The 20,049-nt window shown below is 68.9% G+C and carries 20 protein-coding genes; 11 read left to right on the forward strand and 9 right to left on the reverse strand.

What is annotated here, in order from left to right:
- Nucleotides 1-6: 6 nt before the first annotated feature.
- The 3 genes from SALMUC_RS16105 to SALMUC_RS16115 form a co-directional block, all read right to left on the reverse strand.
- On the reverse strand, nt 7-660 hold the full coding sequence (locus SALMUC_RS16105) for a YggS family pyridoxal phosphate-dependent enzyme (RefSeq protein ID WP_020038572.1): 654 nt from the start codon (nt 658-660) through the stop codon (nt 7-9).
- The gene (locus SALMUC_RS16110) at nt 651-2,117 is read right to left on the reverse strand and encodes a tetratricopeptide repeat-containing sulfotransferase family protein (RefSeq protein ID WP_020038571.1); all 1,467 of its coding nucleotides are present in this window, start codon (nt 2,115-2,117) and stop codon (nt 651-653) included. Before SALMUC_RS16110 ends, SALMUC_RS16105 begins: the two co-directional genes overlap by 10 nt.
- A gap of 82 nt (nt 2,118-2,199) precedes the next feature.
- The gene (locus tag SALMUC_RS16115; protein WP_020038570.1) at nt 2,200-3,165 is read right to left on the reverse strand and encodes a porin; all 966 of its coding nucleotides are present in this window, start codon (nt 3,163-3,165) and stop codon (nt 2,200-2,202) included.
- A gap of 273 nt (nt 3,166-3,438) precedes the next feature.
- On the opposite strand from SALMUC_RS16115, the gene SALMUC_RS16120 reads away from it, so the two are divergent.
- Entirely contained in the window at nt 3,439-3,948 is a 510-nt protein-coding gene (locus SALMUC_RS16120) for a DUF3576 domain-containing protein (RefSeq protein ID WP_020038569.1), read from the forward strand.
- An 80-nt stretch (nt 3,949-4,028) separates the two neighbouring features.
- On the opposite strand, the gene SALMUC_RS16125 is transcribed toward SALMUC_RS16120, so the two are convergent.
- A complete protein-coding gene (locus SALMUC_RS16125; protein ID WP_020038568.1) occupies nt 4,029-5,288 on the reverse strand; it encodes a glycosyltransferase in 1,260 nt (419 codons plus the stop codon).
- Nucleotides 5,289-5,478: 190 nt separating this feature from the next.
- Here SALMUC_RS16125 and leuS point away from each other — a divergent pair, with 190 nt between their 5' ends.
- From leuS to holA, 3 genes are read left to right on the forward strand one after another with little or no spacing between them, the layout of a single operon-like run.
- Nucleotides 5,479-8,067 carry a leucine--tRNA ligase gene (gene leuS, locus SALMUC_RS16130; RefSeq protein ID WP_020038567.1) on the forward strand — a complete coding sequence of 863 codons (2,589 nt, stop codon included), beginning with the start codon at nt 5,479-5,481 and terminating at the stop codon, nt 8,065-8,067.
- Entirely contained in the window at nt 8,054-8,548 is a 495-nt protein-coding gene (gene lptE / locus SALMUC_RS16135; protein WP_020038566.1) for an LPS assembly lipoprotein LptE, read from the forward strand. The genes leuS and lptE overlap by 14 nt, the downstream gene beginning before the upstream one ends.
- On the forward strand, nt 8,545-9,573 hold the full coding sequence (gene holA / locus SALMUC_RS16140; RefSeq protein ID WP_020038565.1) for a DNA polymerase III subunit delta: 1,029 nt from the start codon (nt 8,545-8,547) through the stop codon (nt 9,571-9,573). Before lptE ends, holA begins: the two co-directional genes overlap by 4 nt.
- A 61-nt stretch (nt 9,574-9,634) precedes the next feature.
- Here holA and SALMUC_RS16145 read toward each other — a convergent pair whose 3' ends face one another.
- Together SALMUC_RS16145 and SALMUC_RS16150 are read right to left on the reverse strand one after the other, a co-directional pair.
- Nucleotides 9,635-9,949 carry a DUF1244 domain-containing protein gene (locus tag SALMUC_RS16145; protein ID WP_020038564.1) on the reverse strand — a complete coding sequence of 105 codons (315 nt, stop codon included), beginning with the start codon at nt 9,947-9,949 and terminating at the stop codon, nt 9,635-9,637.
- Between the two features lie 16 nt (nt 9,950-9,965).
- Nucleotides 9,966-10,703 carry an N-formylglutamate amidohydrolase gene (locus SALMUC_RS16150; RefSeq protein ID WP_020038563.1) on the reverse strand — a complete coding sequence of 246 codons (738 nt, stop codon included), beginning with the start codon at nt 10,701-10,703 and terminating at the stop codon, nt 9,966-9,968.
- A 153-nt stretch (nt 10,704-10,856) separates the two neighbouring features.
- On the opposite strand from SALMUC_RS16150, the gene pyk reads away from it, so the two are divergent.
- The 6 genes from pyk to SALMUC_RS16180 all read left to right on the forward strand — a co-directional run bounded on the left by pyk (nt 10,857) and on the right by SALMUC_RS16180 (nt 14,950).
- Nucleotides 10,857-12,302: a pyruvate kinase gene (pyk, locus tag SALMUC_RS16155; protein ID WP_021120517.1), complete on the forward strand. Its 1,446-nt coding sequence runs from the start codon at nt 10,857-10,859 to the stop codon at nt 12,300-12,302.
- Between the two features lie 124 nt (nt 12,303-12,426).
- The gene (locus SALMUC_RS16160; RefSeq protein ID WP_020038561.1) at nt 12,427-12,651 is read left to right on the forward strand and encodes a hypothetical protein; all 225 of its coding nucleotides are present in this window, start codon (nt 12,427-12,429) and stop codon (nt 12,649-12,651) included.
- Nucleotides 12,652-12,789: 138 nt separating this feature from the next.
- Entirely contained in the window at nt 12,790-12,990 is a 201-nt protein-coding gene (gene rpmI / locus SALMUC_RS16165) for a 50S ribosomal protein L35 (protein ID WP_020038560.1), read from the forward strand.
- An 18-nt stretch (nt 12,991-13,008) separates the two neighbouring features.
- Nucleotides 13,009-13,377 (forward strand): 50S ribosomal protein L20, encoded by a 369-nt coding sequence (rplT, locus tag SALMUC_RS16170; RefSeq protein WP_020038559.1) that lies wholly within the window; start codon nt 13,009-13,011, stop codon nt 13,375-13,377.
- Nucleotides 13,378-13,545: 168 nt separating this feature from the next.
- Nucleotides 13,546-14,616 (forward strand): phenylalanine--tRNA ligase subunit alpha, encoded by a 1,071-nt coding sequence (gene pheS, locus SALMUC_RS16175; protein ID WP_020038558.1) that lies wholly within the window; start codon nt 13,546-13,548, stop codon nt 14,614-14,616.
- A 49-nt stretch (nt 14,617-14,665) separates the two neighbouring features.
- Nucleotides 14,666-14,950, forward strand: coding sequence for a YrhK family protein (locus SALMUC_RS16180; RefSeq protein WP_020038557.1), 285 nt, complete (start codon nt 14,666-14,668; stop codon nt 14,948-14,950).
- Between the two features lie 25 nt (nt 14,951-14,975).
- Here the strand turns inward: SALMUC_RS16180 and SALMUC_RS29045 are convergent, their stop codons facing one another.
- Both SALMUC_RS29045 and SALMUC_RS16190 read right to left on the reverse strand, forming a co-directional pair.
- Nucleotides 14,976-16,118, reverse strand: coding sequence for a flavin reductase (locus SALMUC_RS29045; RefSeq protein WP_020038556.1), 1,143 nt, complete (start codon nt 16,116-16,118; stop codon nt 14,976-14,978).
- Between the two features lie 222 nt (nt 16,119-16,340).
- On the reverse strand, nt 16,341-17,852 hold the full coding sequence (locus SALMUC_RS16190; protein WP_020038555.1) for a bifunctional aminoglycoside phosphotransferase/ATP-binding protein: 1,512 nt from the start codon (nt 17,850-17,852) through the stop codon (nt 16,341-16,343).
- A gap of 120 nt (nt 17,853-17,972) precedes the next feature.
- On the opposite strand from SALMUC_RS16190, the gene SALMUC_RS16195 reads away from it, so the two are divergent.
- On the forward strand, nt 17,973-18,287 hold the full coding sequence (locus SALMUC_RS16195; protein ID WP_020038554.1) for a phasin family protein: 315 nt from the start codon (nt 17,973-17,975) through the stop codon (nt 18,285-18,287).
- On the opposite strand, the gene SALMUC_RS16200 is transcribed toward SALMUC_RS16195, so the two are convergent.
- Nucleotides 18,272-20,005, reverse strand: coding sequence for a PHA/PHB synthase family protein (locus tag SALMUC_RS16200; RefSeq protein ID WP_020038553.1), 1,734 nt, complete (start codon nt 20,003-20,005; stop codon nt 18,272-18,274). The two genes, SALMUC_RS16195 and SALMUC_RS16200, sit on opposite strands and share 16 nt — an antisense overlap.
- Nucleotides 20,006-20,049 lie beyond the last annotated feature (44 nt).

The raw sequence follows: 20,049 nt of genomic DNA on the forward strand, positions 1-20,049 counted from the left end.
CGCGGCTCAGCCGTAGTCGCGTTCCCCGAAGATGGCCGAGCCCACGCGCACATGCGTCGCGCCGAGCGCGATGGCCTCCTCGAAATCGGCGCTCATGCCCATCGAGAGGCCCTCGAGCCCGTTGCGCTCGGCGATCTTCGCAAGCAGTGAGAAATGCAGCGAGGGCGTCTCCTCGACCGGCGGAATGCACATCAGGCCCTTCAGCGGCAGGTCCATGTCACGCACCTCCTTGATGAAGGCGTCGGCCTCGGCGGGCAGCACGCCGGCCTTCTGCTCTTCCTCGCCGGTGTTGACCTGCACGAAGAGGTCCGGGCAGCCGCCCGTCTCCTGCGCGAGGCGGGCCAGCGTCTTGGCCAGCTTCGGCCGGTCGACCGAGTGGATGGCCGAGAAGAGCTCCATCGCCTGCCGCGCCTTGTTGGTCTGCAGCGGCCCCACGAGATGCACATCGACGCCGTCGTAGCGCTCCATGAAATCGGGCCACTTGTCGCGCGCTTCCTGCACCTTGTTCTCGCCGAAGAGGCGATGGCCCTGCTGCAACACGGCCTCGACCCGCGCCAGCGGCTGCACCTTGCTCACGGCAATGAGGTTGACCGAGCCCTCGGCCCGGCCGGCATCGCGTTCGGCCTTGGCCACGCGTTCGCGAATCTCGCTCAGTCCCATGGATCGTCTCCCCAGGCTTCGATGAAGGGGGCCAGTTCGGCCTCGTACTTGCGCCAGGCCTGTGCCGAGCCGCGATAGATCGGCTGGCGGACCTGGCTCACGCTGAGTGTCTTCACCTGTCCCGTGCCCTTGTGGAAGTCGAGACAGGCGTCCTCCCAGTCGAGGCCCGCCGCCGCGACCAGCGCGCGCGACTGCGCCTCGGGCTCGGTCACGAGGTCCTCGTAGTGGATCTCGTGCAGCACGCCGGGCAGCTTCGCCTTCCAGTGCGCCACGTTGCGGCGGAAGCGCTTGATGGCTTCGGCGATGTCCGCGAGGTCGGTGGCGTAGCGGTGGGTGCCGGTGGTGAAGTGGTTCTTGTAGATCGACAGCGCGATGTCGCGCGGATCGCGATGCACCACGACGATCCGCGCGCCGGGTAGGGCGTGGTGAAGCAGTCCGAAGATCAGGTGGCAGAGGATCGACTTGTCGGTGATCACCGGGGAATCGCCCGCGTCCCGACGGGCCAGCGTCACGTAGCGCTCGGCGAAGGCGCGCAGCCGCTTGGGCGGTTCGCGGTCGAGCGGACGCATGGCCTCGCCGGCGCCGAAGAGATGGTAGGCCGTTCGCATCGCGTGACCCAGCTCGCCACCGGTGGCGACGGCGCTGTGCGCGCCGAGGATGCGCTCCACCAGCGTGGTGCCCGAGCGCGGCATCCCCGTGACGAAGACCGGCCGCGAGGGCAGGGGCTCTCCGGCGGGCTCGGCCGGAAGGTTGTCCTGAGCGGCAAGCACGGCCGCGAACTCGCGCGCCTGTGCCTTGGCATCGAAGGGCGCAGCCTTGCGCTGCAAGCCATTGGCGCGGTCGAGGTAGGCAAAGACGCGGTCGCTCTGCTTCGTGTCCTCCATCGCCTTGGCCAGCGCGTAGCCCAGGTGCAGCCGCCGCGTGTCGGTCAACTCGGGCGCGTGCCAGAGCCGTTCCATCTCGGGCAGCAGCGGCTCGTCCGGGGCGACCTTCTCGGTTGCAAAGAAGATGCGGTAGAGTTCCGCTTCTTCCGGGTGCTGGCGGATGAGCTTGCGGAAGAGCCTTTCCGCCTCCTCGAAGCGGCCCAGCAGCTGCAGGTAGTGCGCCTTGTCCGCGCGCGGCTTGATCGCGCGGGGGTCGGTGGCGATCACCGCGTCGTAGGCCGCGAGCGCCTTCCCGGCCTCGCCAAAGTGGCGGTAACGCTCGGCGGCGGCCATGAGCAGCTTGGCGTTCCCCTTTGCGAGCTTCACGGCGCGGTCGAGCTGCGCGATGCACTCGGCCCGGTCGCCTGAGTCGAAGGCGATGCGCGACAGCTGGTAGGGAAAGTCGGGGCGTTTCGGCTCGGCCCGGGCGAGGTCGCCGAATGCGCGCCGGGCGGTCGCGCGATCCCCGCGCGAGAGCGCCGTCTGCGCCTGGCGCATCAGCATGGTCTTCTGCTGGGCGGAGATCGGAAGCATGGCAAATCGCTATCCCGTCCGGCCCAAAAAGAAAAGAGCGGGCGAAACGCCCGCTCTTCCCTGATGTCGATCTCGTGAGAGATCAGAAGGACATCGCCAGGCCGAGCGACCAGCTGTCGTCGTCGGGTGCACCGGCGAAGTCGCTGCTGCCGTAGCCGAGCTTGGCTGCGAGACCGCCGCCGAGGTCGTACTCAGCTGCGAGGCCCCAGCCCGAGGTCTCGGTGCCGTCGGTGTCGTACTTGCCCCAGTTCACGCCAACTGCGAGAGCGTTCATCTCGTAGCCAACGCCCAGACCAACGTGGTCGGTCTCGTCCACGCCCGAAATGTCGGGGTCGAACTTGGTGTAGGTTGCACCGACCGACAGGCCGTTGGTGAAGGCTGCGGTCACACCGACGCCGGTTTCGCTGTAGAAGTCGTCCAGCTCCTGGTAGCCCAGACCAGCGGTCATCTCGACGGTCGAGACCATGCCGGTGTAGCCCACACCAACGCCCCAGATGGTGTCGCCAACGCCCGGCACGTCTGCGCCGTTTGCGACTTGCTCAGCCGACAGTGCGAAGGTGAAGCCGTTCCATGCGTAGTCGAAACGGGCGATCTGGCCGTCGCTGCCCGCCACCCCGCCGTCGAGGAACGAGCCGTCGTTGAAGCCGGCGTGGGTGGTTTCGTCGTCGGTCAGCGTGCTGCCGGCGAGTGCCATTTCCGGAACGATCGCATCGTATGCGCCGTCGGTGTCACCCATGGTCAGGGTTGCGCCGCCGTAGGACACGAACATGTTCTCGCCGCCTTGGACGCCGTCGCTTTCGAACAGGCCGACGTTGGTGCGGTCTGCCGCTTCGTCGAGATCGATGGTCGCGCCGAAGGTCAGGCCGTTGTCGGCTTCACCGGACATGGTGAAGGTGATGTCCAGGTCGGTGAGGAACTGGGTTTCGGCGTTCTCGGTCGACGGGTTGAAGATACCCATCTCGGCCATGCCGGAGAGCTCAACGCCTTGAGCCGAGGCTGCGCCTGCGGTTGCAACCAGTGCGGTGGTCGCAAAAAGAATCTTTTTCATTGTTTCCCTCATGTGTTCGTAAGGCACGTACCAATCCGGGTAGCCCGGCCTTGATGGGGCTTCTATGCGCCTTCGAACCGGCTCTTTGCAACTGGCCACTGAGGCGCCGCGATACGAAGCCCTGCAGTGATGCGCAATTGCCACAAGTGCCCGAGGTGCTGCCCCGAACCGGCGTTAAGGCCCGGCGGACAAAGGGCATTGACGACTTGTCGCGCGGCGGGGTGGCGCGTATGCAGGGGGCGTAACAGACGGGACGGGCAGGAGCTTGGGGCCATGGGAATGAAGCGGATCGCGACGAGCTGCGTGATGATCGGCGGACTGCTTGCGCTGTCGGGATGCGGCTGGTTCGGCGGCTCCGACGAAGAGCGTCAGCCGGTGCAGACCCGGTCGGCCGACGAGATCCTCGACCAGGAGATCTACGGCGATCGCGGGCGCCCGACCTCGACGATCTGGGACATCCTCCGCCCGCAGCCCGACGCGGGCCAGGTCGGTGCGGTCAACAAGTACATCTGGAACGCCGCGCTCGAGACGCTGGATTTCCTGCCGGTGCAGTCGGTCGATCCCTTCACCGGCGTGATCACCACCGGCTTCGGAACGCCGCCGGGCGGTGGCCGCGCCTACCGCGCGACGATCTACATCTCGGACCCGGCGCTGGACGCGCGCTCGCTCAACGTGGCGCTGATGACGCGGTCGGGCCCCGCCGCCGCGGCCACGGTGCTCGCGGTCGAGGACGCGATCCTGACCCGCGCGCGCCAACTCCGCCAGCAGGACAGCCGCCTCTGATCCACAGCCGGGCCAGGTTCCTTCCAGGGAATTTGCTGGCGTCTTTGCAGGGCTCCCGGGGCGCCGCCGCCCCGGAGCGATCAGTCGCGGGGCGGGCGTGAGCTCAGTCCCGACAGGTGCTCCACCCAGTTGATGTGCCGCGGCAGGCACTTCTTGCGCAGGTCGTAGTGCTCGACCACGTGCTCGCGCGCGGCACGTCCCAGCCGGGCCCGCGTCTCCGGGTCGTCGAGCAGGGCGCAGAGCCGGTCGACCAGCCCCTCGCGGTCGAAGAAGTCGACCATCCAGCCGGTCTCGTCCTCGGTCAGCGCCTCGCGCACCGGCTCGGTGTCGCTGGCCAGGATCGCGCATTGCGCGCTCATCGCTTCCAGCAGCGACCAGCTCAGCACGAAGGGGTAGGTCAGGTAGACGTGCACCCGGCTGACCTGCATCATCGCGAGGAACCGCTCGTAGGGCACGCGGCCGAGGAAATGCACCCGCTCCCAGTCCTCCGGCGCGATCCGGTCCGACACCTCGTCGATGAAGATCTGCTTCCAGGTCTTGCCGTCGGGTGCCCTTGCGCCGTAGCTCACCTCGTCGCCGCCGATCAGCGTCACCTGCGCGTTCGGCCGCCGCTTGAGGATGTCGGGCAGGGCGCGCATGAAGACGTGGTAGCCCCGGTAGGGCTCGAGGTTGCGGTTGATGAAGGTCACGACCTCGTGCTCGCGGGTCAGCACGCGGCCGCCCGTCACCTCGAGTCGTGCGCCGGGGTTCGGCACCACGAGATCGGTGTCGATGCCGTCGTGCGCGACGGTCAGGCGGTCCTGCCATTCCTCCGGGAAGGTGGCGGCCTGGAAGCGCGTCGGGCTGATGCCGGCATCCATGACCTCCTGGTGCAGCCGGTTGTTGAGGTTCTTCATCCGGATGCGCAGCGGGTCGGCCTCGGCGTTCTGCTTGATGAACTCGGGGTCGAAGGCGGTGAAGGTCTCGTTCGTCAGGTGGTAGAGCTCGCAGTAGAGTCCGAGGCGCGCGCGCGGCCAGATGTCCTTGAGGAACATGCTCTCGCCCCAGCCGTGGTGGGCGAGGATCACGTCCGGCTCGAACCCCTGCTGTTTCAGTGCCTTGGCGCCGCGGTAGCAACTGGTGGCGCGCAGCAGCTTGGTCTCGAAGTCCGACAGCCAGGGGTGAATGCCCTTCGTGCTCGAGCCCTGGATCTGGTAGGGCAGCACGTTCACGCCCTGCCATTTCGACGGTTGCTTGACCTTGGGCGTCAGCGCCACGACCTGGTGGCCCGCCTGCACCAGCGCCGGTGCGAGGTGCTTGTATTGGCCGGGAAAATTCTGGTGGATCAAAAGGATTTTCATGTCGTCGAAATCTCGGCTCCCTGTCGACGATATTTCTGGCACGAGCCGTACCGCCCGGCCAATGGCAGAAAACCCGACCCCGCCCGCTTTTGCCCACCCGGTGGCCGAAATGTCGCCCGGCACTGGACGCTGGGCCGCCATCGCCCTATCACGCGCCCAAAGAGCCACACCGCTTCCCGAGGAAAACCAGATGTCGCGCTACGACCCCGCCACGATCGAGAAGAAATGGCAGGACGCCTGGGATGAGGCGCAGACCTTTCGCGCCACCCGCACCGAGGACCGGCCGAAGTACTACGTGCTCGAGATGTTCCCCTATCCCTCGGGGCGCATCCACATCGGGCACGTGCGCAACTATACCATGGGCGACGTGATCGCGCGCCACAAGCTGGCCACCGGGCACAACGTGCTGCACCCGATGGGCTTCGACGCCTTCGGCATGCCGGCCGAGAACGCGGCCATGGCCTCGGGCGGGCACCCCAAGGACTGGACCTACGGCAACATCGACACGATGGTCGACCAGATGAAGCCGCTGGGCTTCGGGCTCGACTGGTCGCGCATGTTCGCCACCTGCGACGCCGAGTACTACGGCCAGCAGCAGGCACTCTTCCTCGATTTCCTCGAGAAGGGCCTCGTCTACCGCAAGAACGCCGTCGTGAACTGGGATCCGGTCGACATGACCGTGCTCGCGAACGAGCAGGTCGAGAACGGCCGCGGCTGGCGTTCGGGCGCGCTGGTGGAGCGGCGCGAGCTCACGCAGTGGTTCTTCCGCATCTCCGATTTCTCGGGCGAGCTTCTGGATGCGCTCGATGGGCTCGACGACTGGCCGGCCAAGGTCAAGCTGATGCAGGCCAACTGGATCGGCCGCTCGCGCGGGCTGCAGTTCGCCTTCTCCACCGTCGAGGCCCCCGAGGGCTTCGACCGGATCGAGGTCTACACGACGCGCCCCGACACGCTCATGGGGGCGAGCTTCGTGGGCATCTCGCCGGACCACCCGCTCGCCAAGCACCTCGAGCGCGAGAACTCCGAGGTGGCCGACTTCGTGGCCGAGTGCCGCCGCATGGGCACCTCCGAGGAGGAGCTGGAAAAGGCCGAGAAGCGCGGTTTCGACACCGGCCTGACCGTGCGCCATCCCTTCGACACCTCGTGGGAGCTGCCGGTCTACATCGCCAACTTCATCCTCATGGACTACGGCACCGGCGCGATCTTCGGCTGCCCTGCGCATGACGAGCGCGACATCGAGTTCGCGCGGAAATACGACCTGCCGGTGCGCAGCGTCTTCGGCCCCGCCACCGGCGAGGAGGGGACCTTCATCGCGCCCGACGAAGGCGGGCCGGCCTACGTGCCGCCGAAGGCCGAGACCGTGCGCTACGTCCGCGGCTTTGCGGGCGAGGAGGCACAGACCGGCGACGAGGCCGTCGATGCCGCCATCGCCTTCTGCGAAGAGCAGGGCGTGGGGCAGGGCGTCACCAAGTACCGCCTGCGCGACTGGGGCCTCTCGCGCCAGCGCTACTGGGGCTGCCCGATTCCCGTGGTCCACTGCGAGACCTGCGGTGTGGTGCCCGAGAAGAAGGAAAACCTGCCGATCGAGCTGCCCTACGACGAGGACGGCACGCCGATCGATTTCTCGGTCCCGGGCAACCCGCTCGACCGGCACCCCAGCTGGCGCGACTGCGCCTGCCCGAAATGCGGCGCCCCGGCGCGGCGCGAGACCGACACGATGGACACCTTCGTCGATTCCTCGTGGTACTTCGCCCGCTTCACCGCCCCGCGCGCCACGACGCCGACCGACATGGCCGAGGCCGACTACTGGATGAACGTCGACCAGTACATCGGCGGTATCGAGCACGCGATCCTGCACCTGCTCTACGCGCGCTTCTTCGCTCGCGCGATGCATCTGACCGGGCACCTGCCCGAGAAAAGCAAGGAGCCCTTCAACGCGCTCTTCACGCAGGGGATGGTGACCCACGCGATCTTCCAGACGAAGGGCGCCAACGACCGCCCGGTCTATCACTACCCCGAGGACGTCGAACTGCGCGACGGCGGTGCCTTCCTCGAGGACGGCACCGAGGTCGAGGTCATCCCCTCGGCCAAGATGTCGAAGTCCAAGAACAACGTGGTCGACCCGGTCCGCATCATCTCGGAATACGGCGCCGATACCGCGCGTTGGTTCGTGCTCTCCGACAGCCCGCCGGAGCGCGACGTCGAGTGGACCGCCGCCGGCGCCGAGGCCGCGCACAAGCACCTCGCCCGGGTCTACCGCTTGGTCTCCGAGATCGCCGAAAGCGACGCCCCCGCCACGCAGGAGGACGAGCCGCTCAAGCGCGAGATGCACAAGGCCATCCGCGACGTGAGCCTCGGGGTCGAGAGCTTCGGCTTCAACGCGGCCATCGCGCGGCTCTATGCCTTCACCAACGCGCTGGGCAAGTCGCGCGCCGGCGCCGAGGTCCGCCGCGAGGCGGCGCGCGTGCTGGCGCAGCTCATGGCGCCGATGACGCCGCACCTCTCCGAGGAACTCTGGCAGATGCTGGGCGGTGCGGGGCTGGTGGCCGAGGCCGCATGGCCCGTGGCCGACGAGTCGATGCTGGTCGAGGACACGGTGACCCTGCCGATTCAGGTCAACGGCAAGCGCCGGGGCGAGATCACGGTCGCAAAGGACATGCCCAAGGAAGAGGTTGAAAAGCTCGCGCTGGAGCACGAAGCTGTGGTGCGGACCCTCGACGGGGCCGCGCCGAAGAAGCTCATCGTGGTGCCGGGCCGGATCGTAAATGTGGTCGCCTGATCGGAGACGCCTTCTGCTGACCTTGGCTGCCCTGCCGCTGGCGGGCTGCGGCTTTGCGCCGGTCTACGGCACCTCGGGCGGGGGCGGCGCGCTGCTGGACGCGGTGGCGCTGGCCGAGCCCGAGACGACCGACGAATATGTCTTCAACCGCCGGTTCGAGGAACGGCTGGGCCGGGGGCTTGCGGGACCCTACCGGCTGGAGACCACCTTCGAGACCTCGCGGCAGGGGCTGGGCTCGCTCGCCGACGGGCGGACCACGCGCTACCGCCTGCTGGGCGAGGTCGCCTTTGTCCTGCGCGAGGCGGGCAGCGAGCGCGCGCTGATCCGGGGGCGGACCGACGCCTTCACCGGCTATTCCGCCACCGGCTCGACCGTCGCGACCGAGTCCGCCGAGCGCGATGCCGAGGAGCGGCTGATGATCCTGCTCGCCGACCAGGTCATCGACCGGCTGCTGATCGACGCCGAGACGCTGCCGGCATGAAGCTCACCGGGCGCGACGCGCAGGCCTATTTCCGCAAGCCCGACACGACGCGGCCGGCGGTCCTGCTCTACGGCGAGGACGCCATGCGCGTGGCCCATCGTCGCGCGGAGGTGATCGAGGCACTGGCCGGCCCCGAGGCCGAGGCCGAGATGCGCCTCGCGCGGATTCCGGCCTCCGAACTTCGCGGCGATCCGGCGATGCTTCTGGACGCGATCAAGGCGCAGGGGTTCTTTCCGGGGCCGCGCGTGGCCTTCGTCGAGGGGGCGAACGACGGACTCGTCGGCCCCATCGGCACCGCGCTCGAGGATTGGCGCGAGGGCGATGCGCAGATCGTCGTGACGGCGGGCGTGCTGGCGGCCAAGTCGAAGTTGCGCAAGCTCTTCGAGAACGACCGCGCGGCGCTGGCCATCGGCATCTATTCCGACCCGCCGGGCCGGGCCGAGATCGAGGCGGCGCTGGCCAAGGCCGGCCTCGAACAGGTCGACCGCGGCGCCTGGGACGCGCTCGAGACGCTGGCCCGCGCGCTCGAGCCAGGCGATTTCCGGCAGGTGCTGGACAAGATCGCGCTTTACAAGCTGGACGACCCCGCTCCGCTCACGCCCGAGGAGGTCTCGCTCTGCGCCCCCGCCTCGATCGAGGCCGAGCTCGACGACATCCTGCACGTCGTGGCCGAGGGCCGCAGCGCCGAGATCGGGCCGCTGGTTCAGCGGCTCGAGGGACAGGGGGTGGCGCCGGTAACGCTGCTCATCATGGCGATGCGCCACTTCCGCGTCCTCTACGCGCTGGCCTCTGCGCCGGGCGGGCCGCAGGCGGGCGTGCAGAAGCTGCGCCCGCCGCTCTTCGGGCCGCGCCGCGACCGCATGCTGCGGCAGGCCCAGGGCTGGACCGCCGACAAGCTCGAGACGGCGCTGGGCCAGCTGATGGACACCGACCTGTCGATCCGCTCGGCCGGGCAGCGTGCGCCGGCCATGGCGCTTGTCGAACGCGCCTTCGTGCGGCTGGCCTGGGTACACAACCGGCGTTGAGGCGCCCAAATCCCTTGGCAACGAATTTTCAGATCGCTTCAAGGAGATCCGGGCGCGCCGGTCAGCCGTCCTTGCCCACGTTCTCGCGGAAGGCCTTGTCGAAGGCGGCCTTCTTGGCGTCGTCCGCCTCGGTCTGGGTCTGCGCCTTCCAGTCCTCGTAGGGCATGCCGTAGAAGATCTCGCGCGCCTGCTCCTTGTCCATGTCGATGCCGCGCTCCTGCGCCGCCTCCATGTACCAGCGCGACAGGCAGTTGCGGCAGAAACCGGCGAGGTTCATCAGGTCGATGTTCTGAACCTCGGAGCGGTCCTCCATCAGGTGCTGACGCAGTCGGCGAAAGGCCGCGGCCTCGAGTTCCGTGCGTGTGCGGTCGTCCATGGTCGGTCCTCCTCTCTCAGTCGGGCACTTCGTCTAGCGCCGCCGCAATCGGCGGGGCCAGCCGTTGCCCCCAGTGCGCCTGCGCCTGCTCGGTCTCGATCAGGTCGTTGCGCACCTCGATGAGCGTGTTGTTGCGCCCGTGGCGCAGCGCGTGCCGGTCGATGGCGTCGCCCGGCAGGTGGCCGGGGTAGGGATGGTTGCGCCCCACGGTCAAGTCCGGCTCGGCGTCCAGCCTTGCGATCAGCGGGTCCGAGAGCCGCCGGTCCCAAGCGTGCAGGATGCCGATGTGCCAGGGCCGCGTCGGCCGTCCGCGCAACTGCCGCGTGAAGGAGTGGACCGAGACGATGGCCACGTCCTCGCGCCCGCCGATGGTGCGCTCGATGGCCGCGTGGTAGGGGCGATGGTAGGCCTCCAGCCGCCGCTCGCGCTCGGCATGGCCGGCATCGCGATTGCGCGGGATCACCGAGCCGTCGTAGAGGCGCATCAGCAGCGTCGGGTCGTCCTCGCCACGGTTGGGGTCGATCACGAGCCGCGAGAAATCCGCCCAGACCAGCGGAGCGTCCAGCCCCTCGGCCAGGGCGCGGGCGACGCCAAGGGCGCCTACATCGTAGGCAATGTGGCGCGCCATGTCCGCTTCGGGCAGGCCCAGGCTTCCCCCGAGATCGGGCGGCACGGTATTCGTCGCGTGATCGCAGGTGACCAGAAAGCGCCCTTTCCGTCCGGCACCCTCGACGTGGTATGGCGTGTAGGTCATGGTGTCTTCATCATTTCCCCGCATGACATAGAGGAGTTGCGCGGCGAAGGGAATTGGACAATAACCCGCGACGGGGCCGTTAGCGATAACCGCGCCGCGGGTCGTTTAAAGCTGAACCATCCGGCGGGCGGCCTGCCGGAGAAGGGGACCGACATGAGACGTTTGCGCAAAGTCAAGATCGTGGCGACGCTGGGACCCTCCAGCAACACCTACGAGATGATCCGCACCCTGCACGAGGCCGGCGCCGACGTGTTCCGCCTCAACATGAGCCACGGCAGCCACGAGGACATCACCAAGCTGCACCGCGCCATCCGGCAGGTGGAAAAGGACCTCGACAGCCCCATCGCCATCCTGGCCGACCTTCAGGGTCCCAAGCTTCGGGTCGGTGAATTCGCCAACGGCGAGGAAGAACTCGAGTGGGGCGAGACCTTCCGCCTCGATCTCGACGAGACGCCGGGCGACCACAAGCGCGTGCACCTGCCGCACCCCGAGATCTTCCAGGCTCTGGGCGTCGGGGCGCACCTGCTGGTCAACGACGGCAAGATCCGCCTGCGGGTCGAGGAATGCGGCGAGGATTTCGCGAACTGCGTCGTCGAGGCCGGCGGCACGATCTCGAATCGCAAGGGCGTGAACGTGCCCGACGTGGTGCTGCCGCTGGCCGCGCTTTCGGACAAGGACCGCAAGGACCTCGAGTTCGTCGCGGCGCTGGGTGTCGACTGGCTGGCGCTCAGCTTCGTGCAGCGCCCGGAGGACGTCGAGGAGGCGCGCAAGCTCTGCGACGGCCGCGCGGCGATCCTGTCGAAGATCGAGAAGCCGTCGGCGGTCAAGAGCTTCGATCGCATCCTCGAGGCCTCGGACGGCATCATGGTGGCGCGCGGTGATCTCGGCGTCGAGATGCCGGTGCAGGCGGTTCCGCCGATCCAGAAGCGCCTGATCCGCAAGTGCCGGACGGCCGGCAAGCCGGTGATCGTGGCGACGCAGATGCTCGAGTCGATGATCGAGAGCCCGATGCCCACGCGGGCCGAGGTCTCGGACGTTGCGACCGCCATCTACGAGGGCACCGACGCCATCATGCTCTCGGCCGAGTCGGCGGCCGGCGACTACCCGGTCGAGGCCGTCACGACGATGAACAACGTGGCCATCGGCGTCGAAAACGACCCGACCTACACCGAGATTCTCGAGGCCAGCCGCCACATCGAGCGCACCACCGTGGCCGACGGCATCGTCGCCGCCGCGCGCGAGATCGCCGAGACGGCCAATATCAAGGTCATCTGCTGCTTCACCTCCTCGGGCAACACGCCCGCGCTGGTGGCCCGCGAGCGGCCGCGCGTGCCGATCATCGCCATGACCAGCCTGCGCGGCACCGCGCGGCGGCTGTCGCTGACCTGGGGCACCAACTGCGTGATGACCGGCGAGCTCGAGCGCTTCAAGCAGGCGGTGGTCAACGCGGCGCGCGCCGCGCGGGCGCAGGGCTATGCCGGCACCGAGGACCAGATCGTCGTGACCGCGGGCGTGCCCTTCAACATGCCGGGCACGACCAACATCCTGCGCGTCGCGCCCTGCGACGAACGGCTGATCTTCTCGACCGACCCCGAGTGAGGGCGGGCGGCTCCGGCCGCCCTCTGCCCACCCGCGACACTGCCGCCGGCCGGAATGCTGCCCGCTCCGGGCCTTGCGTCGTCCCGGCCGGCTGCTACCCTGCGGCCCTTTGCAGCGAGGGCCCATGACCCCGGACCAGTTTCTCGTTCTCGGCCTTTGTCTCGCGGTGATCGCGGTCCCCGCGATCATCTCGGCTTGGTCGGACCGGCGGGCGCCGCGGGTGGGCTCGGTCGTGCTCCTCGCGGGGTTGGCGCTGGTCCTGCACGCCATCGTCAACAAGCCCGGAGGCTACGAACTCGCGGCTCTGCCGGGGGTGCTGTTCGGGGTGATCGGTGATCTGATCCGCTAGCGCCGCGGGTGGACCGGGACGCGGCGCAGAATGCACTTGCATGACGTAAGGCTGGCGACTATAGGGGCGCCTCGACCCGCGCGGCCGGCCGGTAGTGGCATGCCGAGTCGCGCCTGACACCGGTACAAGGAGACGGAAATGCCCAAGATGAAGACGAAGTCGAGCGCGAAGAAGCGCTTCAAGGTGAGCGCGAGCGGCAAGGTGATCGCCGCGCAGGCCGGCAAGCGCCACGGCATGATCAAGCGCCACAAGAAATTCATTCGTGACGCCCGCGGCACCACGACCCTCAGCAAGCCCGACGAGAAGATCGTCAAGGGCTTCATGCCCTACGACCGCTAAGCGAGGAGGATCGAGACCATGGCACGAGTCAAAGGTGGTACCGTCACCCACGCCCGTCACAAGAAGATCACGAAGGCAGCGAAGGGCTACTACGGCCGTCGCAAGAACACCTTCAAGGTTGCCGCGCAGGCCGTCGACAAGGCCAACCAGTACGCGACGCGCGACCGCAAGAACCGCAAGCGCAACTTCCGCGCGCTCTGGATCCAGCGGATCAACGCCGCCGTCCGCGCGCACGACGAGTCGCTGACCTACTCGACCTTCATCAACGGCCTGACCCGGGCCGGCATCGAGGTCGACCGCAAGGTCCTCGCCGACCTGGCCGTGCACGAGCCCGAGGCCTTCGGTGCCATCGTGGACCAGGCCAAGGGCGCGCTCGCCGCGGCCTGAGCCGACCCGCTTTTCGGGAATTTGTAGCGCCGTCCGGATTTCCGGGCGGCGTTTTGCCGTTCCGGGACGGTGTTTGCGTATTTGGAACAAGAAGAAGCACGGGGCGGTGTCTTGCACCCCGGCGCCGCAGTGGGTAGCTAGGCGCCAATCGATCTCCGGAGGCCCGCGATGGACGCTTTGCGCGACAAGTATATCGACCTGATCGGCAGCGCCGGCGACGAGGCCGCGCTCGAGGACCTGCGCGTGCAGGCCGTCGGCAAGAAGGGCGAGATCAGCCTCAAGATGCGCGAGCTGGGCAAGATGAGCCCGGAGGAGCGGCAGGTCATGGGGCCGAAGCTCAACGCGCTCAAGGACGAGATCAACGCGGCGCTGTCGGCCAAGAAGGCGGCGCTGGCGGATGCCGCGCTCGAGGAGCGGCTGAAGGGCGAGTGGCTGGACGTGACGCTGCCGGGACGGGGGCGCCGGACGGGCAGCATCCACCCGGTGAGCCAGGTCTGGGAGGAATGCACCGCGATCTTCGCCGATATGGGCTTCTCCGTGGCCGAGGGCCCGCAGGTCGAGACCGACTGGTACAACTTCGACGCGCTGAACATCCCGGGCCACCACCCGGCGCGGGCCGAGATGGACACCTTCTACATGCACCGTGCCGAGGGCGATGACCGCCCGCCGCACGTGCTGCGCACCCATACCTCGCCGGTGCAGATCCGCTCGATGGAAGCGGGCGGCGCGCCGACCCGCATCATCTGCCCGGGCCGCGTCTACCGCGCCGACTACGATCAGACGCACACGCCGATGTTCCACCAGGTCGAGGGACTGGCCATCGACAAGGATATCTCGATGGCGAACCTCAAGTGGGTGCTCGAGGAGTTCTTCTCGGCCTATTTCGGCACCTCCGTGAAGACGCGCTTCCGCGCCTCGCATTTCCCCTTCACCGAGCCCTCGGCCGAGGTCGACATCCAGTGCCAGTGGAAGGACGGCTCGGTCGTCGTGGGCGAAGGGGACGACTGGCTCGAGGTGCTGGGCTCGGGGATGGTGCATCCCAAGGTCCTGCAGGCCGGCGGGATCGACCCTGACGAGTGGCAGGGCTTCGCCTTCGGCATGGGGATCGACCGTATCGCCATGCTGAAGTACGGCATCCCGGACCTGCGGGCCTTCTTCGATTCCGACCTGCGCTGGCTGCGGCACTACGGCTTCGCCTCGCTCGACGTGCCGACGCTGCACGGCGGGCTTTCGCGCTAGGGTCGCTGCAGCCGGGCCTCGCGCAAAGGAGCACACGGGGATTCGGGTCATGAAGCTCTTCCGACACGAGAACCGCGACCGTAACGACGACACGCGCCGGGTCTATGCGCTCTTCGAACTGGCGCATACTTCTGTCGATTTCGGCGCGGCCTTCTGCTTTACCGTCGGCTCGGTGCTGTTCTTCTGGAAGAGCCTCGAGACCCAGGCGATCTGGCTGTTCACGGTCGGCTCCGTGCTGTTCATGGCTAAGCCCTCGCTGCGACTCGCGCGCGAGATCAAGCTGCTGCGCATGGGCCGCTACGAGGACCTCGCGGAGCGGGCCGAGGAGGAGTGACCCGGCCGCGCTCGGCCGGCTTGCGTCAGGCCGTGCCGCCGAGATGCGCGCGCAGCCGTGCGAGGAGCCGGGCCCTCCGGGGGCTTTCGGCGTCCTGCCGGCGGGTGGCGAGCATGACGCGGGTGGTGCCGCCTTCGGTCTCGAGCGGGCGCAGGGCCAGCGCATCCTCGTCGGCGGCGCCGGGGCGCGCGGCGACCAGCGCATAGCCCAGGCCCCGGGCCACGAGGCCGCGGACCGTGGATGCCGAGCTTGACCGGAGGGCGATGCGCGGCTCGACCCCGGCCTCGCGCAGGAGCGCGGGGAAGCGGTCTTCGGCGGGTGGGGCATCGAGCAGCACCATCGGCATGTCGGCCAGATCGCGCGGTGCGATACCCTGCTTTTCGGCCAGCGGGTGCCCGGCCGGTAGGGCGACATGCGGGGCGAGGTCGAGCAGGGGCTCGGCCGCCACGTCCGGCGAGAGCTCGAAATCGTGCAGAAGGGCGGCGTCGGCCTCGCCCGAGGCCAGCGCTTCGGTCACGCGGCGGTGGTCGCCCTCGATCAGGCGCAGCGGATCGCCATCGCCGCCGGCCAGAAGCTCGGGCAGCAGCCAGGACCCCAGCGTGTGAAAGCAGGCGAGCGTCAGCGCGCGGTCGGCGGCGCGCGCGGCGGCGAGGGTGCCGGCGCTTTCGATCCGGGCGGGGCTGCCGTAGGCGCGCTGCGCGTAGACCAGCGGCAGGCCGGGCGTGCCCAGCGTGACAGACTGGACCTCGCCGAAGAAGACGTGATGGGTGCCGACCTGGTCCTGTGCCACGATCCGGCAGTCGAAGCTCACGAGGGCGTTGTCCAGCGCCGGTGACCCCGAGGGCATGTCCTGCCAGCCGGCGCAGTCGAACTTGTCGGCGAGTTCTTCGCGAAAACGCCCGGCGAAGGCGTCGGCGACATAGGCCTGGCTGTCGCGCAGGACGTTGACGCAGAAGACCCCGTTGCGGCGCATCGGCGGGTTGGCCGAGGCGGTCTCGTTGACGCAGACCAGCAGCGTCGGTTTGTCGGTGTCGGCCGAGACCGAGGACATGGCCGAGACGGTCACGCCCGCGCGCCCCGCGGCACCATCGGTGGTGACAACGTTGACGGTGGCTGCGGCGCGGCCCATGCCGGCGATGAAGCGGTCGCGCAGGGTCTCTGTGCTCATGCCGGGGCCCTTCCGGAGGGCCGGGGGGCGTGGGAACTCGGGAAAGTCATCGTGGCGGGTTCCGGTCCTTGCGGTAAGGGTTTGCGGCTGTGCCGCCGTGACCCGCCTTGAAACGCCGCGTGTTGGCGAGGTCAAGGGTCGGGCCCTGGGCGTGAACTTGCACCGCGCCGGCGGGGGAGCAAGATTTTTTGTTCGAAAAATCTTGGGGCGCTCCGATCGATGTCAGAGGCCGAGCCGAAGGGCGGCGCGCTCCAGGCTCTCCCGTGGCGAGCCGCTTGCATCCACGCGCGGCCAGTCCGCAGGGGCCTTGGCGCCGGCAAGCTGCGCCCGCACGACCCCTGCGTCGGCGTCCGAGGCATCGCCGCGCCGGGTCGAGACCCTTTCGGCCAGCGTCTCGGCCGGGGCCTCGAGCCAGAGCCGGGCGAACGGCACATCCAGCCGCGCGGCCCGTTCCTCCAGCCGGTCCCGCGCCTCCGCGTCGAGCCAGGCGGCGTCGATGATCACGCTGCGCCCGGCCTGCAGGATCGTCTCGGCGCGGGCGATCAGCGTGTCGTAGACCGTGCGCGAGACCGCCGGATCGTAGGCCGCCTGTGGCAGTCGCTCGAGGGGGGCCACCCCGGCCAGACGCTTGCGCTCGGTATCGCTGCGCAGGTGCACGGCGCCCGGCGTCGGCCCGAGGAGCGGGGCCAGCCCGCGCGCCACCGTCGTCTTGCCGCTGCCCGAGAGGCCGCCGACCAGCACCAGCCGGGGCGCGGCCGGCGCGAGAAAGCCGCGCGCCTCCTCAAGGTAGCGGCGGGCCTCGCCTGCATCCCCGCCCGCCGCGCGGGTGGTCTGCACCTCGACCATGGCCCGGATCGCAGCGCGGACGGCCAGGAAGAGCGGCAGCGCCGCGAGGCCGGCGTCCTCGGTGCCCCCAGCCTCCAGCAGCCAGGCCGAGAGCGTGATGCAGGCGGCGCGCGGCAGCGCGCGGTGGGCCATGTCCATCAGCAGGAAGGCGAGATCGTAGAGCACGTCGCAGGTGCCCAGCGTCTCGTCGAATTCCAGCGCGTCGAAAGGGACGGGGCGGCCGTCGATCAGCACGATGTTGTGCAGGTGCAGGTCGCCGTGGCAGCGCCGGACGTGCCCCGCCGCCGCGCGGGCGTCGAGCAGCGGCGCCTGCGCCTCGAAAACCGTCCGCGCCGCCGTGACGAAGCCCCGGATCGCGTCGTCGCCCAGCTCCGCCGTCATGTCCGCGAAGGCCGTCTCGAGCTCGTCCAGGATCTCGGCGATGAGCTGCGCGCCTGCCGCCTCGCGCCGCGGCGCGCGGGCGTGGTAGGCGGCGGTGGAGCGCCCCAGCGCCTCGGCCATGGCATCGTCCAATGCGCCGCGCTCGGCCACGGCGGAGAGTTCGTCCTCCTTCGGAAAGCGTCGCATGCGCAGCAGCCATTCCACCGTGGGGCCGGAGCCATCGACCTGCAGCCCTCCGTCGGGCGCGCGGGTGATCGGCACCACGTCGTGGTAGATCTCCGGCGCGACGGGCTGGTTCAGCTCCAACTCGCGGCGCAGCGCGGCCTCGCGGGCCTCGAGCGTCGAGAAATCCATGTAGTTGTAGGCGACGGCCCGCTTGATCTTCCAGGCCGCGTCGCCCGCGAGAAAGACATGCGCACCGTGGGTTTGCAGGTGCGTGACCTCTGCGCCTCCATGCGTGGCCGGATCGTCGAGGAGTGCGATCACCTCGGTCTGCTCGTCGGACATGACTTGCTCCCTTTCGTGCAGTTCGGCGCGCGCCTGCGTCAGCGGCCCATGATCGGTATCAATGCCCGCGCGGCGCGACCCTGATAGACTTCAACCTCACATGACGGGGAGGAGGACGCCATGACCCGCAGAACTTCCAGCCCGCCGGTCTCGGGCATTCGCTGGACGCTCGAGCCCTTTGCCGCGACCGGCGCGGCGGATGTCTGGCTCGACCTGCTGAACGAGAACCAGTCGTTTTTCGCCGCCCGCATCGGGGCCGAGGTCGCGGCCCAGCACCGCCTGTTGCATTGCCGCAGCCCCGCCGAGTTCTTCGGCATCCAGGCCGAGTTCTTCCAGCAGGCGGTCACGGACTACCGCGCCCATGCCGGCCGTCTGATGGACCTCGGCGCCAAGGCCGCCTTTCCCGGCGACGGCGCCGATCAGCCGAAGACATAGGTGCCCGGCGCGGGCCCGAGGTCCGCGCCGATGTCCTGCACCGCCTCGCGGCCCGGTCCGGACCTTTCGTCGAGCCAGCCGATCCATTCCGGCCACCACGAGCCCTCGACCGGCGCATGCGCGTCGCGCCAGGTCTCGGCCAGCATGCTGTTGCCCGCCACCGGGCCCACCCGGTAATGGCGGCGCGGATGCCCCGGCTCGGAGACGATGCCGGCGTTGTGCCCCCCGCTGGTGAGCAGGAAGGTCACCGGCCCGTCGGTGAAGCGCGAGATCTTCCAGACCGACCGCCAGGGCGCGACGTGGTCGCGCTCGGTGCCCACGGCGAAGATCGGCAATGCGATGTCGTCGAGAGACACCGGCCGGCCGCCGATGCGGAACTGTCCCAGCGCGAGGTGGTTCTCGAGGAACATTTCCCGCAGGTAGTCCGAGTGCATCCGCGCGGGCATCCGCGTGGCATCGGCGTTCCAGGCCATGAGGTCGCTCATGCGGCTGGTCTCGCCCAGCAGGTAGGCGCGGATGCTGTGCGACCAGATCAGGTCGTTCGAGCGCAGCATGCGGAAGGCCCCGGCCATCTGGTCGGATCGCAGGTAGCCCTGCTGCGCCATGATGTCCTCGAGAAAGGCGACCTGGCTGTCGTCGATGAAAAGCGTGATCTCGCCGGCTTCGGTGAAGTCCACCTGCGCCGCGAGCAGCGTCAGCGAGGCTAGCCGGTCGTCCCCGTCGCGCGCCATGCCGGCCGCGGCGATCGACAGCAGCGTGCCGCCCAGGCAATACCCGGTGGCGTGCACCTTCTGGCCCGGCACGACGCGCCCGATGGCGTCGAGCGCGTCGAGTACCCCCAGCCGGACGTAGTCCTCCATCGAGAGGTCCGCGTCCTCGGCCCCGGGGTTCTTCCACGAGATCATCCAGACCTCGAAGCCCTGGTCGCGCAGGTAGCGCACCAGCGAATTGTGCTCCGACAGGTCGAGAATGTAGTACTTCATGATCCAGGCCGGCACGATCAGCACCGGCTCGGCGCGAACCGTGGCGGTGGTGGGCCGGTAGCGGATGAGCTCGATCAGCCTGTTACGGTAGACCACCTCGCCCGGGGTGATCGCCATGGTCTCGCCGACGATGTAGCCATCGGCGTCGGGCGGCAGATCCTGCGCCTGCGCCGCCACGTCGGCGGCCCAGGCCCGGGCGCCGCGCAGAAGGTTCGCGCCGCGCTCCTCGATGGTGCGGTCCACGACGACCGGGTTGGTCAGCGGCCAGTTCGACGGTGCGACCGTGTCCAGCACCTGACGCGCCGCGAAGTTGACCATGTCCTCGTGCCGGGGCGCCACGCCCTCGATCCCCTGCGTGGCCGCGTTCCACCAGTCCTCGACCAGCAGGAAGGACTGCGCGTAGACGTTGTAGGGAAAACGCTGCCATTCCGGCTCGCGGAAGCGCCGGTCGGCGGCCATCTCGGCGCAGGGGGTGTCGGGTCGCAGCGCGCAGCGCAGCGTGGAAAGGCCGGCGCCCGCCATGTTGGCGACCGCGCGTTCCTGCAGCTCGGCCTGTTTCGCGGGCGAGCCCGCCATATGTGCCGCCCAGTCGAACCAGGCCGTCGCGAGGCCCATGGGCGACAGCCCACCGGTGAGCCCGCCCAGCATGGCGTGAAAGGCGCGGTCCGTGGCGTCTCGCGCCGCGGCGTCCGAGGGAAGGCCCTCGTCCGGGGTGATGCGGAGATCCTGTTTCATGCACCTCCTGTGCCATATTGCGGCCGCTGGTTTGTTGATCCAAC

The sequence above is a fragment of the Salipiger mucosus DSM 16094 genome (assembly GCF_000442255.1).
Lineage (GTDB): Bacteria > Pseudomonadota > Alphaproteobacteria > Rhodobacterales > Rhodobacteraceae > Salipiger > Salipiger mucosus.

Coding starts and splice junctions, on each gene's coding strand:
- SALMUC_RS16105 (WP_020038572.1), bottom strand. CDS start 660: ATGGGACTGAGCGAGATTCGCGAACGCGTGGCCAAGGCCGAACGCGAT.
- SALMUC_RS16110 (WP_020038571.1), bottom strand. CDS start 2,117: ATGCTTCCGATCTCCGCCCAGCAGAAGACCATGCTGATGCGCCAGGCG.
- SALMUC_RS16115 (WP_020038570.1), bottom strand. CDS start 3,165: ATGAAAAAGATTCTTTTTGCGACCACCGCACTGGTTGCAACCGCAGGC.
- SALMUC_RS16120 (WP_020038569.1), top strand. CDS start 3,439: ATGGGAATGAAGCGGATCGCGACGAGCTGCGTGATGATCGGCGGACTG.
- SALMUC_RS16125 (WP_020038568.1), bottom strand. CDS start 5,288: ATGAAAATCCTTTTGATCCACCAGAATTTTCCCGGCCAATACAAGCAC.
- leuS (WP_020038567.1), top strand. CDS start 5,479: ATGTCGCGCTACGACCCCGCCACGATCGAGAAGAAATGGCAGGACGCC.
- lptE (WP_020038566.1), top strand. CDS start 8,054: ATGTGGTCGCCTGATCGGAGACGCCTTCTGCTGACCTTGGCTGCCCTG.
- holA (WP_020038565.1), top strand. CDS start 8,545: ATGAAGCTCACCGGGCGCGACGCGCAGGCCTATTTCCGCAAGCCCGAC.
- SALMUC_RS16145 (WP_020038564.1), bottom strand. CDS start 9,949: ATGGACGACCGCACACGCACGGAACTCGAGGCCGCGGCCTTTCGCCGA.
- SALMUC_RS16150 (WP_020038563.1), bottom strand. CDS start 10,703: ATGACCTACACGCCATACCACGTCGAGGGTGCCGGACGGAAAGGGCGC.
- pyk (WP_021120517.1), top strand. CDS start 10,857: ATGAGACGTTTGCGCAAAGTCAAGATCGTGGCGACGCTGGGACCCTCC.
- SALMUC_RS16160 (WP_020038561.1), top strand. CDS start 12,427: ATGACCCCGGACCAGTTTCTCGTTCTCGGCCTTTGTCTCGCGGTGATC.
- rpmI (WP_020038560.1), top strand. CDS start 12,790: ATGCCCAAGATGAAGACGAAGTCGAGCGCGAAGAAGCGCTTCAAGGTG.
- rplT (WP_020038559.1), top strand. CDS start 13,009: ATGGCACGAGTCAAAGGTGGTACCGTCACCCACGCCCGTCACAAGAAG.
- pheS (WP_020038558.1), top strand. CDS start 13,546: ATGGACGCTTTGCGCGACAAGTATATCGACCTGATCGGCAGCGCCGGC.
- SALMUC_RS16180 (WP_020038557.1), top strand. CDS start 14,666: ATGAAGCTCTTCCGACACGAGAACCGCGACCGTAACGACGACACGCGC.
- SALMUC_RS29045 (WP_020038556.1), bottom strand. CDS start 16,118: ATGAGCACAGAGACCCTGCGCGACCGCTTCATCGCCGGCATGGGCCGC.
- SALMUC_RS16190 (WP_020038555.1), bottom strand. CDS start 17,852: ATGTCCGACGAGCAGACCGAGGTGATCGCACTCCTCGACGATCCGGCC.
- SALMUC_RS16195 (WP_020038554.1), top strand. CDS start 17,973: ATGACCCGCAGAACTTCCAGCCCGCCGGTCTCGGGCATTCGCTGGACG.
- SALMUC_RS16200 (WP_020038553.1), bottom strand. CDS start 20,005: ATGAAACAGGATCTCCGCATCACCCCGGACGAGGGCCTTCCCTCGGAC.